Raw genomic sequence first — 16,067 nt, 5'->3', positions numbered from 1 at the left:
CTCTAGTTTTGCTCTTTGTCCTCATGCAGCGCCAGTTGAGCCTCTAATTGCCGAGATACTGTGTGCGGGGATTTGCTACCTTTGGCTAGCAGACGATAGGCCATAGGTATAACAAACAGCGTCAGTATTGTTGCCGAGCTAACACCAAATACAACAACAATCCCGATAACATAGCGCGACTCGCTGCCTGGGCCTGATGATAGCAGCAGCGGCACAGCGCCCATGATGGTGGTGATGGCCGTCATGGCAATGGGGCGCAGGCGTTGGCGAGCCGACTGTAAAATGGCCTCCTCGAACGCTAAGCCTTGATCGCGCAGTTGGTTGGCAAACTCCACCAGTAAAATGCCATTTTTGGCGGCAAGCCCCACCAGCATAATCAGCGCAATTTGACTGTAAATATTCAGGCTTTGTCCAGCGAGGTAAAGACCAATTAGTGCACCGGAAATGGCCAAGGGAACGCTAAGTAAAATGATAAAGGGGTGAATAAAGCTTTCAAATTGCGCGGCAAGCACAAGGTAAACCACCAGTAGCGCTAGTGCGAAAGTGAAATACACCGAGTAGCCTGCCTCGCGGTAATCCAGCGACTCGCCCTTGAAGTCTATGGTTGCGTTAGGAAACATCTCTGTCGCGATATTCTCCATATAGGCAAGAGCTTCACCTAATGAATAACCATTGGCGAGGTTGGCGTCTATGGTAATGGCGCGCACACGATTGTAGCGGTTGAGCACCGCGGCATCGCCGCGCTCTTGCAAGCTAACGAGGTTTCCAAGGGGGATAAGATTCCCCGTGGTGGCTGAGCGCACGTATATATTGCTCAGATCTTCGGGGCTGTGTTGGGAGTCGGGTTCGCCCTCTACGATAACGTCATACTCTTCGCCAGCCATCATAAATGTAGTGACCCGTCGCGAGCCTAACAGTGTTTCTAGGCTGCGGTTAATTTCACTGGCGTCCACCCCGAGGGTGGCAGCACGGTCGCGATTAATAGTCACAGCAAGTTGGGGCTTGGTTTGGCGAAAGTCGCTGTCGATGCCTAATAAGCCTGGGTTGGTTTTGGCTTCTTTAATCAGCTGCTCAGACCATTGGGCAAGTTCTTCATAATTACTGCCGCCAAGTACAAACTCCAGTGGTTTGGTGAAACCACCGCCCAGCGATTGCGGAGTAATAGGAAAAACACTTAGGCCGGTGAAGCCAGCTAAACGCTGCCGTATTTCGCCGACGACCCCTGCGACTGGCTGGCGTTCACCCCAAGGCTTTAGAACTAATATACCCACAGCTTCATTGTAGACATCAGCGCCGCCGCGGCCGCCTGGGGCGCGCAGCAAAAGGCGGTGGATAATGCCGGCGTCTACCATTGGCATCAGCCGTTTTTCTATTTCAGCGAGCTGGCGGGTGACGTAATTATAAGAGGCGCCTTCGGGGCCGCGAATAATCATGAATACCACGCCCCGATCTTCTTTTGGGGCAAATTCAGCGGGCACTTTTTGTAAGAAAAATACGCATGAACCGATAGTTAACGCAAGCGCAAGAGCGGCGATGATTGGGTGCTTCATGCTGCCGGCCAGCAATTTGCCGTAGCGGGTTTCCATGCGGTGGAGCAGGCCTTCCACAAAGTTGGCGAGACCGCCGTGCATGGCGTCGCGGTTAAGTACCTTTGAACATATAACCGGCGACAGGGTGAGAGCGACAATGCTAGAGAACATTACCGCCACCGCCATTGCAACGGCAAACTCACCGAATAGGCGGCCAACATCGCCATCTAAAAAGCTAATGGGTATAAACACAGCAACCAAGACCGCCGTCGTTGCGATGACGGCAAAGCCGACTTGGCGGCTGCCGCGATAGGCGGCCACGAGTGGCGGTTCGCCACTCAATAAACGGCGGTGAACGTTTTCTAATACCACAATACTGTCGTCTACCACGAGCCCAATGGCGAGAACGAGGGCGAGCAGTGTGAGTAGATTGACCGTGTAACCAAGCGCGTAAAGTACGGTGAAGGTGGCGATGAGCGATACCGGCACGGTAATGGCGGGAACCAGCATGGCACGGAAGTCGCCTAAGAATAAAAATATAACCAGCACCACCAACCCAGCGGCAATAAAGAGCGTGCTGTACACCTCGGATATGGCGCGGTCGATAAATACTGAGCTGTCAAAGCTGGAGTGAAGTTGGATGCCATCGGGTAATGATTTACGTACCTTTTCAGCCTCGGCGTGAACTGCCTCCGCCACCGCAAGGGTATTGGACACGCTTTGTTTTACGATGCCGATACCGACCATGGGAACGCCGTTGCCTTGAAACGACTGGCGATATTCCGCTGCGCCTAATTCAACTCTTGCAACATCGCTTAGTCTGGTTAGGTAGCCCTGTTCATCGCGTTTTACCACCAAGCCTTCAAAGTCGGTGGGGCTGAGATAGTGGCGATTAATTTTGACGACAAAGTCGCGGTCCAGCGATTTTAATGTGCCGGCGGGCAGCTCGACGTTTTCGCGGCGCAGGGCATTTTCAATATCGCCCACGGTGAGTTGGCGGGCCGCCAGTGACTCGCGGTTTAGCCAAATACGCATGGCGTATTCTGGCCCGCCGCTAATTCGTACCCGCGCGACGCCGTCGATAACGGCAAAGCGATCAACAATATAACGTTGGGCGTAGTCAGCAAGCGCCAATATGCTGCTGTTTTCAGAGGTTAAGTTGAGCCACATGATCACCTGTTCGTCGGCGTCGGTCTTTTGCACCTCTGGCGGGTCAGCTTCTTCGGGTAGGTCGGCCAGTGCGCCAGATACTCTGTCACGCACGTCATTGGCGGCGGCATCAATATCTCGCGACAATTTGAATTCGATATTGATAGAGGAGAAGCCGTCACGGCTACTTGAATCTATAGTTTTGATGCCCTCAATACCGGCGATGCGGTCTTCAATAATTTGGGTGACGCGGGATTCAACGACCTCGGCAGATGCGCCAACGTATACCGTTCGAATGGAAACGATAGGCGGGTCGATGTCGGGGTATTCGCGCAGCGGTAGGCGCTCAAAGGCGAGTAGACCAAAGGCAACGAGGAGTAAGCTTATAACTGTCGCAAAGACTGGCCGCTTTATCGCCGTATCAGAAAGCAGCATAACTTAATCGCTCCCCTGCGGTGCAACGGGGGCACCATCTTGCAATGCGCTAAAGCCTTCATAAATAAGTTGCTCGCCGGCCTTGGCACCGCTGCGAATCTCAACAAAGCCGGGTTTGCGAATACCTAACTTCACTTCGCGGCGCTCCGCTAATTTTTCGCCGCTCATAATCCACACATAATGGCGCAGCTGAATACTTTGCAGGGCCGATTCGGGAATCATTACCGCCTCGTGCTCATCGGTAATCAGCGTCACTAGCATTAACATGCCGGGCTTTAATTTGCCCTCTGGATTATCAATCAGGGCTCTGGCGGTAATGCTGCGATCAACAGGGTTGATGCGGGTGGCGATGGCAGAAATAGTGGCGTCGAAATCTTCCCCCAAGGCTTCGCTGCGGGCAACAACGGATTGGCCGGTGGCAATGGCGCCAATGCCAAGGCTGGGCAGTTGGAAGTCTAAGCGCATAACGCTGATGTCATCCAAAGTACTAATGCTGGTGCCAGGGCTAACAAGCGCGCCGGGGCTGAGCTGACGCAGCCCCATGACGCCGCTGAAGGGGGCGCGGATATTGCGCTCGGCCAATAGCGCTTGTATTTCTGCAATTTTACTTTCGGCGCGGAGCTTGGCGGTTTGGCGTTGATCGTATTCGGTTTGCGCCGCAGATTGTTTTGCGATCAAGCCCTTAAGTCTTGCTAGCTCGCGTTCTTGTTCCGCAAGGTCGGCGCGGGCAGAACTAAGTTGAGCCGCTTCTTCATCTTGTTGCAGAGTGATGAGCAATTGTTCCGCTTTTACTTTGTCGCCGTCGTCGAAATGTAGCGCAGTAATTTTTTCGGTGACGTTGCTAGTGATATTAATGGATTCCTTGGCCAGCAAGGTGCCCAAGGCCTGCACGCGGTTTTGTACAAGCTCGGATTTTAATGGGCTAACTTTTACGGCGGTGGGCGGGCGGGCGGCGACGGTGGCATTGTCGGCGGGGCTGCAGGCTGCAAGTGCGGTAACAATACCGCTGCAGAGTAGCAGTTTATATTTTGCGCTTATCAAGACGGCACTCCGTTTTACACCTATAGAGGTGCTAGCTGAAAATAGTTATATACGCAGGCTAATGTAACGGCTGATCAGAGATTAATCATCTTTTTACGATTTTAATTGTAAACAGTGTTGGAGTTTACAAACCACCAAGGCTTTAAGCCTTGGTGGTGTGGCGGCGAATCAGTGTAATTCGCCATCGTGTAACAGGAAATTTAGCTGCGTTTGTTCAGGCGATTTTCTGCTCGCTCTGCGGCGGCAAGAACTTGTTTGGGGGCGGTGCCACCAATGTGGTCGCGGGCATTTACTGAACCTTCTAGCGTGAGTACATCGAAGACGTCCGCTTCAATGTCGCTGCTAAATGTGCGCAGTTCTTCCAGTGTCATTTCAGACAAGTCTTTGTTTTCAGCAAGACCGTAGGCAACTGACTTGCCGACCACTTCATGAGCGTCGCGGAAAGGCAGGCCTTTACGTACCAGATAGTCCGCTAAGTCGGTCGCGGTAGAGAAACCACGCATAGCGGCTTCACGGGTTATGGCGTCATTCACCGTAATGGCCGGTACCATGTCGGCGTAGGCTTTTAAGCAGTCTTTCACGGTGTCGATAATATCGAATATCGGTTCTTTGTCTTCTTGGTTATCTTTGTTGTACGCCAGCGGCTGAGACTTCATCAGCGTGAGTAAGCTAACAAGATGGCCGTTAACGCGACCAACTTTGCCGCGAACTAATTCTGGTACATCGGGGTTTTTCTTTTGCGGCATGATGGATGAGCCGGTGCAGAAACGGTCGGGTAGTTCGATAAATTTAAATTGTGCAGATGTCCATAACACTAACTCTTCGCTAAAGCGCGACAAGTGAGTCATTAACAGGCTAGCCGCTGCCGCAAATTCAATGGCGAAATCACGATCACTTACTGAATCTAAAGAGTTTTCAGTTGGGCGGTCAAAGCCCAAAAGCTCTGCGCTGTAATGGCGGTCAATAGGGTAGGTGGTGCCAGCTAATGCAGCGGCGCCTAGCGGGCATTGGTTTAGGCGAGTGCCGCAGTCTTGAAAGCGGCTGAAGTCGCGCTCCAGCATTTCATTCCACGCCAGCATGTGATGCCCAAAGGTGACTGGCTGCGCGGTTTGCAAATGGGTGAAGCCGGGCATGATGGTCTTGGCTTCGCGCTTGGCTAGACTGATAAGTCCAAGCTGCAAGCGGCTCAATTCTTTACAAATAAGCGCTAATTCGTCGCGCACGTACAGGCGAATGTCAGTGGCGACTTGGTCATTGCGCGAGCGACCGGTGTGGAGTTTTTTGCCGGTAATGCCAATCTTGTCGGTTAGACGCGCTTCAATATTCATATGCACGTCTTCAAGGCTGACTGACCATTCAAAAGTGCCGGCGAGGATTTCTGCGCGAATTTCTTCAAGGCCGCGCTGAATATCAGCTAGCTCTGCAGCGGTTAATACACCGACTTTTTCTAGCATGGCAGCGTGGGCTAATGAGCCATTAATGTCGTGGTGATAAAGGCGCTGATCAAAGCTGACCGAGGCGGTAAAGCGCTCTACAAACTGATCGGTGGGTTCGCTGAAGCGGCCGCCCCAGGGTTTGATGCTCGGTTCTTTATCACTCATTTCGCTGTGTTCCCGTATTGCTAATTGGCCTAGCGTGGATGTGTTTGCGACCCACCGCCGAAAAGGGCGCCATTATAGCAGTTTTAGCGGCCTTGGCGTCCCCGCCGTATTCCCGCTTCGGTGTGCGTGTTGCGGGTAATACCACTGTCATATTTCATGGCCATACTGCTGTTCCTAAAAATGCCCCAGTGATTCCGAGGAAGCCGAATGAGCGACGTCACCTCACCACGCGCGAAGCTAGTCGAGATGCTTTGGCAGCTTAAAAAAATCTACGACAAACAGGGCGACAAGGGCGTGCGCTACGTTCATTTTAATACCTTGTTAAATGATCCCGCCTATCGCAAGGAGCTGATTGAACAGGCTGCGGTGAGCACTAATCCCGATATTCGCCAGTTGGGCATAGGTCTATTGGGTATCAATACCGGTGGTGCTTTAACCCACGGCCGTCATGACCGTCCAGCGGTGATTAATCCCGATATTGCAGAAACTGTCGGCTATAAATCCACTTCAGAAAAGCCGCTTCAGCGCTCAATGCGCAATGTGGTTTTGGCGATTGCTGTGCTCATATTGCTAGGCGTCATTGGCGTGGCGATATTTAGCAAAGACATCAGCAGAGCCATGAGCGGCACTCAATTGGTGAGTGGCTCGCTGCGCGGGGAGCAGCTGTGGACCAACGATAAAGTCTGGGTGCTAGACGGTATTGTGTATGTAGAAGCGGGTGCGCGATTGGTGATTGAAGCGGGCACCACAGTGCAGGGGCGCTCGGGCAGTGCATTATTAGTCACCCGTGATGCCAGCATTATGGCGCGGGGCACCGCGCAGGCACCCATCGTGTTTACCAGCTCTGTGTCGGCAGGCAAACGTCAAGCCGGCGACTGGGGCGGAGTGGTATTGCTGGGGAATGCGCCGGTAAATACCGCCGATGCGCAGATAGAAGGATTAGATGCGGGCGATACGCGGGGCATGTTTGGTGGCGCCGACCCACGGGATAATTGCGGGGTGCTGGAGTATGTCCGCATCGAGTTTGCCGGATTTGAGGTTTACGCCAATAACGAGCTTAACGGATTAACCTTGGGCGGCTGTGGCAGCAAAACCATTGTTCGCAATGTGCAGGTGCATCGCGCCTTAGATGATGGCATCGAAATTTTCGGCGGCAATGTGGATCTGCGCCATATCTTAATTACCGGCGCGGCGGACGATTCGCTGGATTGGGATATGGGGTGGACGGGGCGCGTGCAGTTTTTGCAAATCCAGCAATACGCTGGCATTGGAGATAATGCCTTTGAGGCGGATAACCGCGAAGGCGCGTATCAAGTAGAGCCGGTCTCTGAGCCAACGCTCTATAACGTCACCTTGTTAAGTATGAATAGCTTAGAAAAATATCAGCGCGCCATGACATTGCGCCGTGGCACCGGCGGTCATTTTAATAATGTAGTCATTGCTGGGTTTTCTGGTGAATCAATTGACATTAAAGACAGGGAAACTGTCGCGCGTATTGACGAAGGCAAGCTGAGTTTTGGCGGGTTGATGATCGCCAATATTGGTGCTGACGGTAATCGCTTCTTTGCCTCGGAGCTTGCCGACCAGGATGACGATGGCGGCTTTGATGAGGCGAGCTATATTTCACGCTTCGCCAGCCTAGGCGTGAACCCGCAATTCTTAAAAGTGACGCAAAGCGAGAGCCAGCCAGATTTTCGGGTGGCGGCGTCATCGCCAGCAAAAGATAATGCCGTTGCCGTGCCGCAGGGCGAGTTCTGGGATGAGGCGGCGAATTATCGCGGCGCTATGCGTCCTGGCGTCTCCGCCAGTTGGACCGACGGCTGGACTGACTTCCCCGTAAAATAATGTTTAATATCAACTTGCGGGTGTAGATTTGCCCGCAAGCTGCTTCTCATCTCAGGCCGCCCGCAAACATCTTAGCTGGCTGAATCACTGTCGAATAATCACGGATTTACTTTTTTCAGGAGCCACGGGCTCCCTATCACGGTATGCGTGGCGCTAACTGTTTGATTTTTAATAAGGCAGGTATATGATCAAGAGAAAGGGAATTCACAAGTGATAGAGGGAACGAGTCTTGCTAACATCAGTGACCAATTTCACAACATTCTATCAACCCTTGATACAAATGGGGTTTCTGACGCCAATCCAAATCCAATTCTGGAGATAGGGAGCCAAAGTGATATAAGGCCCCAGTCTTCATAATAAAACTGTTAGGTGTATATGGAAACGGTTTTGATACATGGAGATGAATGGAAGCTTGAAGACATTCAAGAAGAAATTTCGTGGTGTAGAGAGCAGTCATGGATTAAGCAAAAATTCACTGCATCTGACGCAGTTAAACAAAAAAATCATTGGCGCAAATACATACCAGGCGAGGTTATTCCTAAAGGTGGCGAAATTGTTCCAAAAGGCCATGACCATGAGCATTGTCAGATTTGTTGGTGGTCAATCTCAGAGTCCGAAGACCCCACCAAAAATCAGGGTTATGTAAGCGGCCATCATTGGGTATGCACAGAGTGTTATGGTAATTTTATTCAGCCCAAGTAACACACCTAACAAGGTGGTGTTGTTCGCCACGCAAAAAGCGCGCGGCTGGGACAGCCTACACGCCGCTTCGCTCTGTTACGGCTGCCCCAAACCACGGCGTTCAGGCTGTAGAAAAATACCTCCAGCCCGCGCCAACACTGAGTCCATGTTGTAAAATAACCGCTTCACCCGCATATCGGTTCGTTTATGGCCAATTACCTTGATGACAATCTCAATCAAAGTGTCTTTCTTGATATAAATTATTTGGAAGTCCTTGGCGACAATACGTTTGAGTTTTGCCTTTACCAGTTGATGACACATACCCTCGACCTTGACGCGTTTCATAAGCGCTACAAAAATAAAAATGTGGGGCGCAAAGCCTATCCACCAGCCATTTTATTACGTGTTATTTTCTATGCTTATTACCGAGGTATAACCTCCAGTCGTGCCATTGAGCGCTGTTGTAAAACCGATTTAAAATTTATGGCGCTCGCAGCAGGAAAGACTCCGCACTTCACTACAATAGCGGACTTTGTCAGTAGCTATACAGATGAAATGAGAGCGGTTTTTCATAAAGTTCTTATGATCTGTTGCAAGAGCGGTCTTGTGGGTAAGGAACACTTTGCGATTGATGGTTGCAAGCTACCGTCTGACGCCTCTAAAGAATGGAGCGGTACCCACACAGACCTGCAAAAGAAATCGGATAAGCTTAAAGCTTCAGCGCAAAAAATTATTGAGCGCCACCTCTCGAATGATTCAGATAAAAATTCCGGTGATAAAGGCCGTGAACTTAAAACGGCCGATACGCTGATAAAAAATGCCGCCAAAATTGATGAGTTCCTTAAGAATAATGACAAGCGGCAAGGTGTGGGCAAACGAAAAAAAGAGGTGCAGAGCAATATTACAGATAATGACAGCACCAAAATGACCACCTCAAAAGGGACTATACAAGGCTATAACTGCCAGACAGTCGCCGACGAGTTACACCAGATAGTTGTCGCTACTGAAGCGTTTGGTGTTGGCCAAGATCAATCATTACTAAAGCCAATGATTGAAAGAATTCGTGAAAGTCTTGGTGACGACTGCTTAAATGACAATGTCTTACTGACAGCAGACACGGGCTATTCCAGCGAAGACAATATGAAGTACTTATTTGACGAAGGGATTAATGCTGTGGTTCCTGATACCCACTTTCGTCAACGCGACCCTAAAATTGCCGGTTCTGAAACCGTTGCAAAGCATAAGGCGCATCGCTAGAAAACACGGAAAGACCAACGCAAGGGCACGTTGAAATTCCCCGCTTCTGATTTTATCGTCAATAAAGAAGCCAAGGCCTGCATCTGCCCAAATGGGCAGGAAATGATGTACCACGGCGACCACTTTGAAATTAACAATAAGCGCTATATGCGTTTTAAATCCTACTTAAAAAACTGCCGTGCTTGTCCGTTGCAAAGTGATTGTATGAAGCGACCCTTAAAAGAGCACGGTCGGCAAGTATCTTTTGCGGTTGAGGGCGAAGATAACGTGAGCTATCTGGATTTAATGAAACGGAAAATTGATAGCGAACAGGGCCGAAAAAATTATTCCCGGCGCATGTGGACAATAGAACCCGTGTTTGGAAATATCACCAGTAACAAAGGCACCAACAAACTCAGTTTAAGAGGAAAGGCCAAAGTTACCTGTCAGTGGATGATGCACTGTATTGTCCACAATATTGAAAAGCTATGGCGCTACGGTGATATTGAGAGTGCAATGAGGTGAATGGGCTTGGTAACGTGGCCGAGGGCTATTCTGACGTCATTTGGGTGATATATTAGGGTTCTGTAGGTCAGAAGCGCGGTGCTAATATTTTCCCATGCAGAAGAGTCCTATTTTTGGTGGTGAGGAATTTTTACGTGAAAAGTTTAATTTTTCTACAGCTTGGTTAGGCTAAAATCTTAACTTTAATTATTGCGTCTTTGTTGTTGATAGTTGGAAGGTGTCATTTTTATTTTCTGCTTAAAGAGACGACGAAATACGCTATCGTCCGTATAACCCAGAGAAAGGGCGATTTCCTTTACGGACGTATTGGTGGTTGCTAACAATGTGCAAGCATGGCTTATTCTAACCCCGTCAATAAAGGCTTTGGGGGTTTCTCCGGTTAACTCTTTTAATTTACGATTTAGCGTACGTTCAGAAACAGCCATTATTTTTGCCAAATCACCAGCGCTCATGGTTTGGTAGTGTGCTTTACGAATGGTATATTCCGCTTTTGCTAGGAATGGATTGTTTGAAGCCTGATACCCCTCCGGCACATACAGGTTTTGAGATTTTGGTATCGCATCAACGACAGAAAAATCAGCCACAACCTTCGCCGTTTCAATACCAGCAAGCTTTTTCACTATATGCAATGCAATGGTGACCCAGGAAAGTGGGCCACCAGCAGAGATGATACCGTTATCATCAATTAATTCACTTGCCCATACCGCATTCGCCTTTGGGAATCGTTGCTTTAATTCATCATGTAACCACCACGTGGTAGTGCATTTGCGGTTATTAAGTAAGCCCGCCTCTCCAAGTGCAAATACACCGCTACAAGAGCCACACATGAGCGCTCCTTTTTTATATTGTGTAGCCAACCATGAGCAGGTAAGCATATCTGTAATGGTTTTGGGTGGGTGTCCTTGACCATTTGGAATAAGCCCCGGTACCAACACTGCATCGCAATGCTTAATTGAAGCAAAATCAGAGTCGACCTCAAAAATACGCCCATGCCCGTCAGTTATCGGCTGCCCATCATGATTCGCCAAAATCACGTTTGGGTGCCACTCCACCTTCGAAAGTGCTCCATCTCCAGACTTCTGCACAAAATGCAAACCACTTAATGCAAAGATATCAACCATGCCCATTAGCCCTGATGGCAAGGCGTTATTCACTGAAAGAATCACAATTGTCGTCATCCATACACTCCAAACAAATAATGGCAGATATTGCATGCATGCTGTCTTTTTTGCCACTACTGGTCAAGCTGCGCCAAACCCTACAATGGCACCTCGATTTCAACATAAGGCGAATTTATGAAAACTTTCAATCCTATGCGTAAAGCAAATATTTATCTAACTGTATTTATATTCATTTGAATGAATGTGTCTATATTACGCTCAGAATGTACCAAAACAGGAGACTATCATGAAACAAGCAAGCTATATTCCATTTGAGGCCAAGTCTGGACAAGACAAAGAGCTAACTGCTTTTCTAAAGGAAGGCGCAACACTGGTCGCGCAAACTGAACCCAATACATTGTATTGGTATGCGCTTAAAAAAAACGATGGCAGTTTCGGAATTTTTGATTTTTTTCCAAATGAAGCGGGCCGGNCAGAGCACTTTGCAGGGAAAGCAGCAGCCGCATTAAATACCAATGCAGATACGCTCGTAGCGCATGGTTGGGATAAGGGGGTTGTTGCTAATATTTCTAACTTTAGCGTTTTATCCTATAAAGAACCTAGCACAGACTTAGAAAATGCAACAAGCGCAACTTATATATTGTTAAAAGCCCAACCAGGAAAAGAGCAAGAATTACAGCAGCTATTAATCGGAGCCGCATCTGTTGTCGGCCAAACTGAACCAAAAACGTTGTTATGGACATCACTTAAATTAGATAGCAACACTTTTGGTATTTTTGATACCTTTGCCGATGAGCGTGGAAGAGAAGCTCACTTTGCCGGGAAAGTTGCTGCTGCCCTCAAAGCCCAAGCGGATGATCTTGTCGTTGGCGGTTGGGATAACGGTGTTCTAAACAACATTCATAATTTTGAGATTATTGCAGAAGCTGGCAAATAATTTTGGTCTTCTAGCTTGTTTGCTCACAATTAGCCTAACAAAGTGTTCAACCGGACCCAGCTACGCTGGGCCAGTTAACACGGCGTTGAGACTGAAGAAAACCGACAGACCTCTATCTTGTTTGGAATATTCGGCCCTACGCTAATTGCTAATACCTGCCTGCGCTTATGCGCTCGAAAAACTGCTTACAAATTGATCGCCAAGCTCGGTCTATGCCATATAGCCTAAAACGGTCATTGTGGGGGTAAATCGACATGGCTCGCACTAGCCGTATGCGCTCTGGCACCAGCCTGCTATGCTTTACGAAACATTTGCAAGGTAGATTCCGTGTCGCGTTGGCAAAGCAAAACGCAGCTAAACCCTCCATCATCACCGCTAGCTCAGCGGGTGTCGTTTATTGGCAATCTGTCTAGTCCGCAATCACTATTGCTAATCGTCTTGTTCGCGTCCTTGCTCGCCATTATGTTCACGCTGTTGAAATCGGGTTTGCGGGATTTTGACTGGGTGTTGCTGGGTATGTCTGGCATGTTTACCCTCTGGTGTTTGCTGGGGGCGGCGGCAATCTTGAATTTGCTCAAACCATTATTGGACTCGTTTAGCAGCGCACAAACAGCGGGGCTTAGTTTTGTGGTTTGTTTGCTTTGGGTTGCCTGCGTTACTGTGCTTGGGCAGTGGCTAATGACTAGCGGATTGCGCGGTAAAGTCTGGCTGCTCGACTATTGGGCTCTGGCTGAGACCTTGGTGGTGGTGAGTGTATTGCTTGGTATTGGTATGCGCTACGCCTACCTAAGTTTGCAGTATCGCTTGCGGGAGCAGAGTAGCTTGCATGCGCGCATAGATGCACTGCACTCCCGTATTCGTCCGCATTTTTTGTTTAATACCCTCAATAGCATCAGCAGCCTCATTAGTGTGGCGCCGGATAAGGCGGAGCAAGCGGTAGAGGATTTGGCCGCCTTATTTAGGGCAAATTTGCAAAGCGGTATGAGTGTGGTGCGCTGGGCAGATGAGCGTGATTTGTGCGAACGCTATTTACGTATTGAGCGCGCTCGTTTGGAAGAGCGGCTCAAAATTGATTGGCAGAATGCCGAGCTTGATGATGATGTCTCGGTACCCTCGCTATTACTGCAGCCCTTAATCGAAAACGCCATTGTGCACGGTATACAGCAATTGCCGGCGGGGGGCGTTATTGCCATTAGCGCGCGGGCAAGCGGCGACATGGTAGAAATAGAAGTGCAAAACCCTGTGCCCACCTCGGCGGGTATCGAAATAGGCAACGGCATGGCCAGTGAAAATATTCGGCTCAGATTGCAGGCGCTGTTTGGCGATCGCGCCGATTTTAAGGGTCAATTGCAGGGCGATAGCTACCGCGTGCGGGCGGTATTTCCATTGCAAAAAATGCAGGGCGGCTTGGCGTGAAGGTATTAATTGTTGATGACGAACCCCTAGCGCGCCAGCGCGCGGCGCGACTGCTGCAAGAATTAGACGGTATCGAAATAATTGCTGAGGCCGCAAACGCCGAGGCGGCTCTAGCAGAAATTGAACAACACCAGCCGGACGCATTGCTATTAGATATCGCCATGCCGGGTATGAGCGGCATTGAGCTGGCGCGTATTTTAGCCGAGCGGGAATCATCGCCGGCCATTGTGTTTTGCACGGCCTATGATGAATACGCGATTGCGGCGTTTGATGCACAGGCGGTGGGGTATCTGCTAAAGCCCATTCAACGGGAAAAATTGGCCGCTGTGTTTGGGCGTCTGTCGCGACTTAACAAAGCGCAAATCGCAGCATTGGCTGAGCTTGAGCCTCCGACTCAGCGGCGCCAATTATCCTCATCTGGCCCACAGGGAATTAGTCTATTGCCGGTGTCTGCGGTGCGCTATTTTTATGCCGACCATAAATACGTGAGCGCGGTACATCCTGATGGTGAGCTGCTGATTGACGATAGCCTGCGGGAGTTGGAACAGGAGTTTGCGGCGCAGTTTGTGCGCATTCATCGCAATGCGCTGGTGGCCTTGGCCTATGTGCAGGGCATTGAGCGCCACGGTGTTGCCGGCTATAGGGTTAAGCTGCAGGGGCTTGCCGATGGGCCACAAATTAGCCGCCGTTATCTGCCGGCGGTGCGGGCGCTGTTGGCAAAAGGCATGTAATACATTGGTTTTTGGGGCCGGTTTTCGGTTTTGTCAGCGCTCTTGCTGGCGTATCATGGTGGCCCCACGGTGTTCAACGGAAATATTCATGTCCGACAATACAATCCGCATCGCCACCCGCGAGAGCCTGCTGGCACTTTGGCAGGCGGAATTCATTAAGGCCGAGTTGCAGGCCGCTCATCCAGGTTTAGAAGTTGAGCTGCTGGGAATGACCACCCGCGGCGATCAGTTGCTAGATTCCCCCCTGTCTAAAATCGGTGGCAAAGCGCTATTTGTTAAGGAGCTTGAACAAGCCCTTATTGATGGTCGCGCCGACATTGCTGTGCATTCCATGAAAGACGTGCCAATGGAGTTTCCGGAAGGTTTGGGCTTGGCGATTATTTGTGATCGCGAAGACCCCCGCGACGCCTTTGTGAGTAATCACTTCTCCTCAGTCGATGAGTTACCAAAGGGAGCGCGGGTTGGTACCTCAAGTTTGCGGCGCGAATGTCAGCTGCGTTCGCAACGCCCAGACCTGCAAATTTCTAGCCTGCGCGGTAATGTGCAAACTCGGCTACGCAAGCTCGATGAAGGTGAGTTTGATGCAATTATTCTTGCTGCCGCGGGTTTGATTCGACTGAAACTAGAAGATCGAATTGCCGCTTTAATGCCGGTTGAATCTAGTTTGCCCGCCTGTGGTCAGGGCGCAGTTGGGGTTGAAACACGCTTAGCTGACCAGCGGGTGATTGATTTACTAAAGCCCTTGCATCACAAGGTGACTGCAGAGCAGGTTATGGCTGAGCGGGCCATGAACCGCCGCCTTGAAGGTGGTTGTCAGGTGCCTATAGCAGGCTATGCTATTGCCGACCCAGAGAATCCCGAACAACTTTGGCTGCGGGCCTTGGTTGGCGAGCCAAGTGGCAAAACCATCCTCACCGCAGAGCAGCGCGGCCCCCGCGATCAAGCCGAGGCATTAGGTATTGCCGTGGCTGAATCGCTATTGGCGCAGGGCGCGGGCGCTATTTTGCAGGCGGTATATGGCGACAGCAAAGCTTAGTAATTTGCGGGTGATGGTAACGCGGCCAGCGGATCGCAGTGGGGAGTTTGCCGCTGCTTTAGGCTCCGCTGGCGCAGAGGTGGTTTTGCAGCCGCTGTTAGATATTGCGCCGCTGTCCTCGCCAGAGCATGACGCCGCGATTCAAAAGAGCCGTCGCTTGCTGATGGATTTAGATCGATACCAGCAACTCATATTTATTAGTGTGAATGCGGTGCAATACGGTCTAGATCAAATCGAACAGTACTGGCCTCAATGGCCGCTGGGTATTCAAGTTTATGCAATTGGTGCGGCTACGGCGGCGGCATTGGCAGAGCGGGATATTCGTGTTCACCAAAGCGCGCCAGCGATGAATAGCGAAAGCCTGTTGGCCAGCGATGACCTGCAGTGCTTAAAAAATAGCAAAGTGCTGATTGTTCGCGGCGTGGGTGGTCGTGAATATTTGGCTGCGGAGCTAGCTTCACGGGGCGCCGAGGTGGATTATGTCGAATGCTACCAACGCAGTAGGCCAGATATTGGCGGTGGCCAATTGCGGGCATTGCTGTTACAACACCGTATAAATGTCGTGGCATTAAATAGTGGCGAAACTTTAAACCACTTTACTGAATTGATGGGCGCTGAGGCGCTTAATTACCCCGTGTTGTTACCGAGCGCGCGGGTAGCGGATATAGCCCGCGAGCAGGGCTATCGGCAGATTATTCAGGCAGATAATGCCGGCACCACAGCGAGCTTAGCAGCACTCGCAAACTATGCTGAAAACAATCATTAAATGGATCTCGAGAGAACA

The 16,067-nt window shown here is 50.3% G+C and carries 12 protein-coding genes; 8 read left to right on the top strand and 4 right to left on the bottom strand.

What is annotated here, in order from left to right; genetic code table 11:
- Positions 1 to 2: 2 nt before the first annotated feature.
- From GVJ32_RS16035 to argH, 3 genes are all read right to left on the bottom strand, one after another.
- Positions 3 to 3,113, bottom strand: a complete 3,111-nt coding sequence (locus GVJ32_RS16035; protein ID WP_159241091.1) for an efflux RND transporter permease subunit — start codon at positions 3,111 to 3,113, stop codon at positions 3 to 5.
- A 3-nt stretch (positions 3,114 to 3,116) separates the two neighbouring features.
- A complete protein-coding gene (locus tag GVJ32_RS16030) occupies positions 3,117 to 4,154 on the bottom strand; it encodes an efflux RND transporter periplasmic adaptor subunit (RefSeq protein WP_159241090.1) in 1,038 nt (345 codons plus the stop codon).
- Between the two features lie 200 nt (positions 4,155 to 4,354).
- Positions 4,355 to 5,755: an argininosuccinate lyase gene (argH, locus tag GVJ32_RS16025; protein WP_159241089.1), complete on the bottom strand. Its 1,401-nt coding sequence runs from the start codon at positions 5,753 to 5,755 to the stop codon at positions 4,355 to 4,357.
- A 207-nt stretch (positions 5,756 to 5,962) separates the two neighbouring features.
- Here argH and GVJ32_RS16020 point away from each other — a divergent pair, with 207 nt between their 5' ends.
- The 4 genes from GVJ32_RS16020 (at position 5,963) to GVJ32_RS16005 (ending at position 10,042) form a co-directional block, all read left to right on the top strand.
- The gene (locus GVJ32_RS16020; RefSeq protein WP_159241088.1) at positions 5,963 to 7,600 is read left to right on the top strand and encodes a hypothetical protein; all 1,638 of its coding nucleotides are present in this window, start codon (positions 5,963 to 5,965) and stop codon (positions 7,598 to 7,600) included.
- A gap of 375 nt (positions 7,601 to 7,975) precedes the next feature.
- A complete protein-coding gene (locus tag GVJ32_RS16015) occupies positions 7,976 to 8,302 on the top strand; it encodes a hypothetical protein (RefSeq protein ID WP_159241087.1) in 327 nt (108 codons plus the stop codon).
- A gap of 186 nt (positions 8,303 to 8,488) precedes the next feature.
- Positions 8,489 to 9,538 (top strand): transposase, encoded by a 1,050-nt coding sequence (locus tag GVJ32_RS16010; protein ID WP_159241086.1) that lies wholly within the window; start codon positions 8,489 to 8,491, stop codon positions 9,536 to 9,538.
- A 30-nt stretch (positions 9,539 to 9,568) separates the two neighbouring features.
- Positions 9,569 to 10,042 carry a transposase gene (locus GVJ32_RS16005; RefSeq protein ID WP_159241085.1) on the top strand — a complete coding sequence of 158 codons (474 nt, stop codon included), beginning with the start codon at positions 9,569 to 9,571 and terminating at the stop codon, positions 10,040 to 10,042.
- Between the two features lie 182 nt (positions 10,043 to 10,224).
- Here the strand turns inward: GVJ32_RS16005 and GVJ32_RS16000 are convergent, their stop codons facing one another.
- Positions 10,225 to 11,220 carry a GlxA family transcriptional regulator gene (locus GVJ32_RS16000; protein WP_159241084.1) on the bottom strand — a complete coding sequence of 332 codons (996 nt, stop codon included), beginning with the start codon at positions 11,218 to 11,220 and terminating at the stop codon, positions 10,225 to 10,227.
- Positions 11,221 to 12,427: 1,207 nt separating this feature from the next.
- On the opposite strand from GVJ32_RS16000, the gene GVJ32_RS15990 reads away from it, so the two are divergent.
- The 4 genes from GVJ32_RS15990 (at position 12,428) to GVJ32_RS15975 (ending at position 16,049) form a co-directional block, all read left to right on the top strand.
- Positions 12,428 to 13,516: a sensor histidine kinase gene (locus GVJ32_RS15990; RefSeq protein ID WP_159241082.1), complete on the top strand. Its 1,089-nt coding sequence runs from the start codon at positions 12,428 to 12,430 to the stop codon at positions 13,514 to 13,516.
- On the top strand, positions 13,513 to 14,247 hold the full coding sequence (locus GVJ32_RS15985; RefSeq protein ID WP_123183631.1) for a LytR/AlgR family response regulator transcription factor: 735 nt from the start codon (positions 13,513 to 13,515) through the stop codon (positions 14,245 to 14,247). The genes GVJ32_RS15990 and GVJ32_RS15985 overlap by 4 nt, the downstream gene beginning before the upstream one ends.
- An 88-nt stretch (positions 14,248 to 14,335) precedes the next feature.
- Positions 14,336 to 15,283 (top strand): hydroxymethylbilane synthase, encoded by a 948-nt coding sequence (hemC, locus tag GVJ32_RS15980; RefSeq protein ID WP_159241081.1) that lies wholly within the window; start codon positions 14,336 to 14,338, stop codon positions 15,281 to 15,283.
- Positions 15,264 to 16,049, top strand: coding sequence for a uroporphyrinogen-III synthase (locus tag GVJ32_RS15975; RefSeq protein ID WP_159241080.1), 786 nt, complete (start codon positions 15,264 to 15,266; stop codon positions 16,047 to 16,049). The genes hemC and GVJ32_RS15975 overlap by 20 nt, the downstream gene beginning before the upstream one ends.
- Positions 16,050 to 16,067 lie beyond the last annotated feature (18 nt).

Source organism: Zhongshania aliphaticivorans (assembly GCF_902705855.1).
In the GTDB taxonomy this organism is placed as follows: Bacteria; Pseudomonadota; Gammaproteobacteria; order Pseudomonadales; family Spongiibacteraceae; genus Spongiibacter; species Spongiibacter aliphaticivorans_B.
The sequence above is the reverse complement of the archived record's forward strand: the minus strand, read 5'-3'. Positions and strand labels throughout refer to the sequence as shown.

Excerpts from the sequence above, each read along its gene's own strand:
- GVJ32_RS16035 (WP_159241091.1), bottom strand. The coding sequence starts at position 3,113 with ATGCTGCTTTCTGATACGGCGATAAAGCGGCCAGTCTTTGCGACAGTT.
- argH (WP_159241089.1), bottom strand. The coding sequence starts at position 5,755 with ATGAGTGATAAAGAACCGAGCATCAAACCCTGGGGCGGCCGCTTCAGC.
- GVJ32_RS16020 (WP_159241088.1), top strand. The coding sequence starts at position 5,963 with ATGAGCGACGTCACCTCACCACGCGCGAAGCTAGTCGAGATGCTTTGG.
- GVJ32_RS16015 (WP_159241087.1), top strand. The coding sequence starts at position 7,976 with ATGGAAACGGTTTTGATACATGGAGATGAATGGAAGCTTGAAGACATT.
- GVJ32_RS16010 (WP_159241086.1), top strand. The coding sequence starts at position 8,489 with ATGGCCAATTACCTTGATGACAATCTCAATCAAAGTGTCTTTCTTGAT.
- GVJ32_RS16000 (WP_159241084.1), bottom strand. The coding sequence starts at position 11,220 with ATGACGACAATTGTGATTCTTTCAGTGAATAACGCCTTGCCATCAGGG.
- hemC (WP_159241081.1), top strand. The coding sequence starts at position 14,336 with ATGTCCGACAATACAATCCGCATCGCCACCCGCGAGAGCCTGCTGGCA.
- GVJ32_RS15975 (WP_159241080.1), top strand. The coding sequence starts at position 15,264 with ATGGCGACAGCAAAGCTTAGTAATTTGCGGGTGATGGTAACGCGGCCA.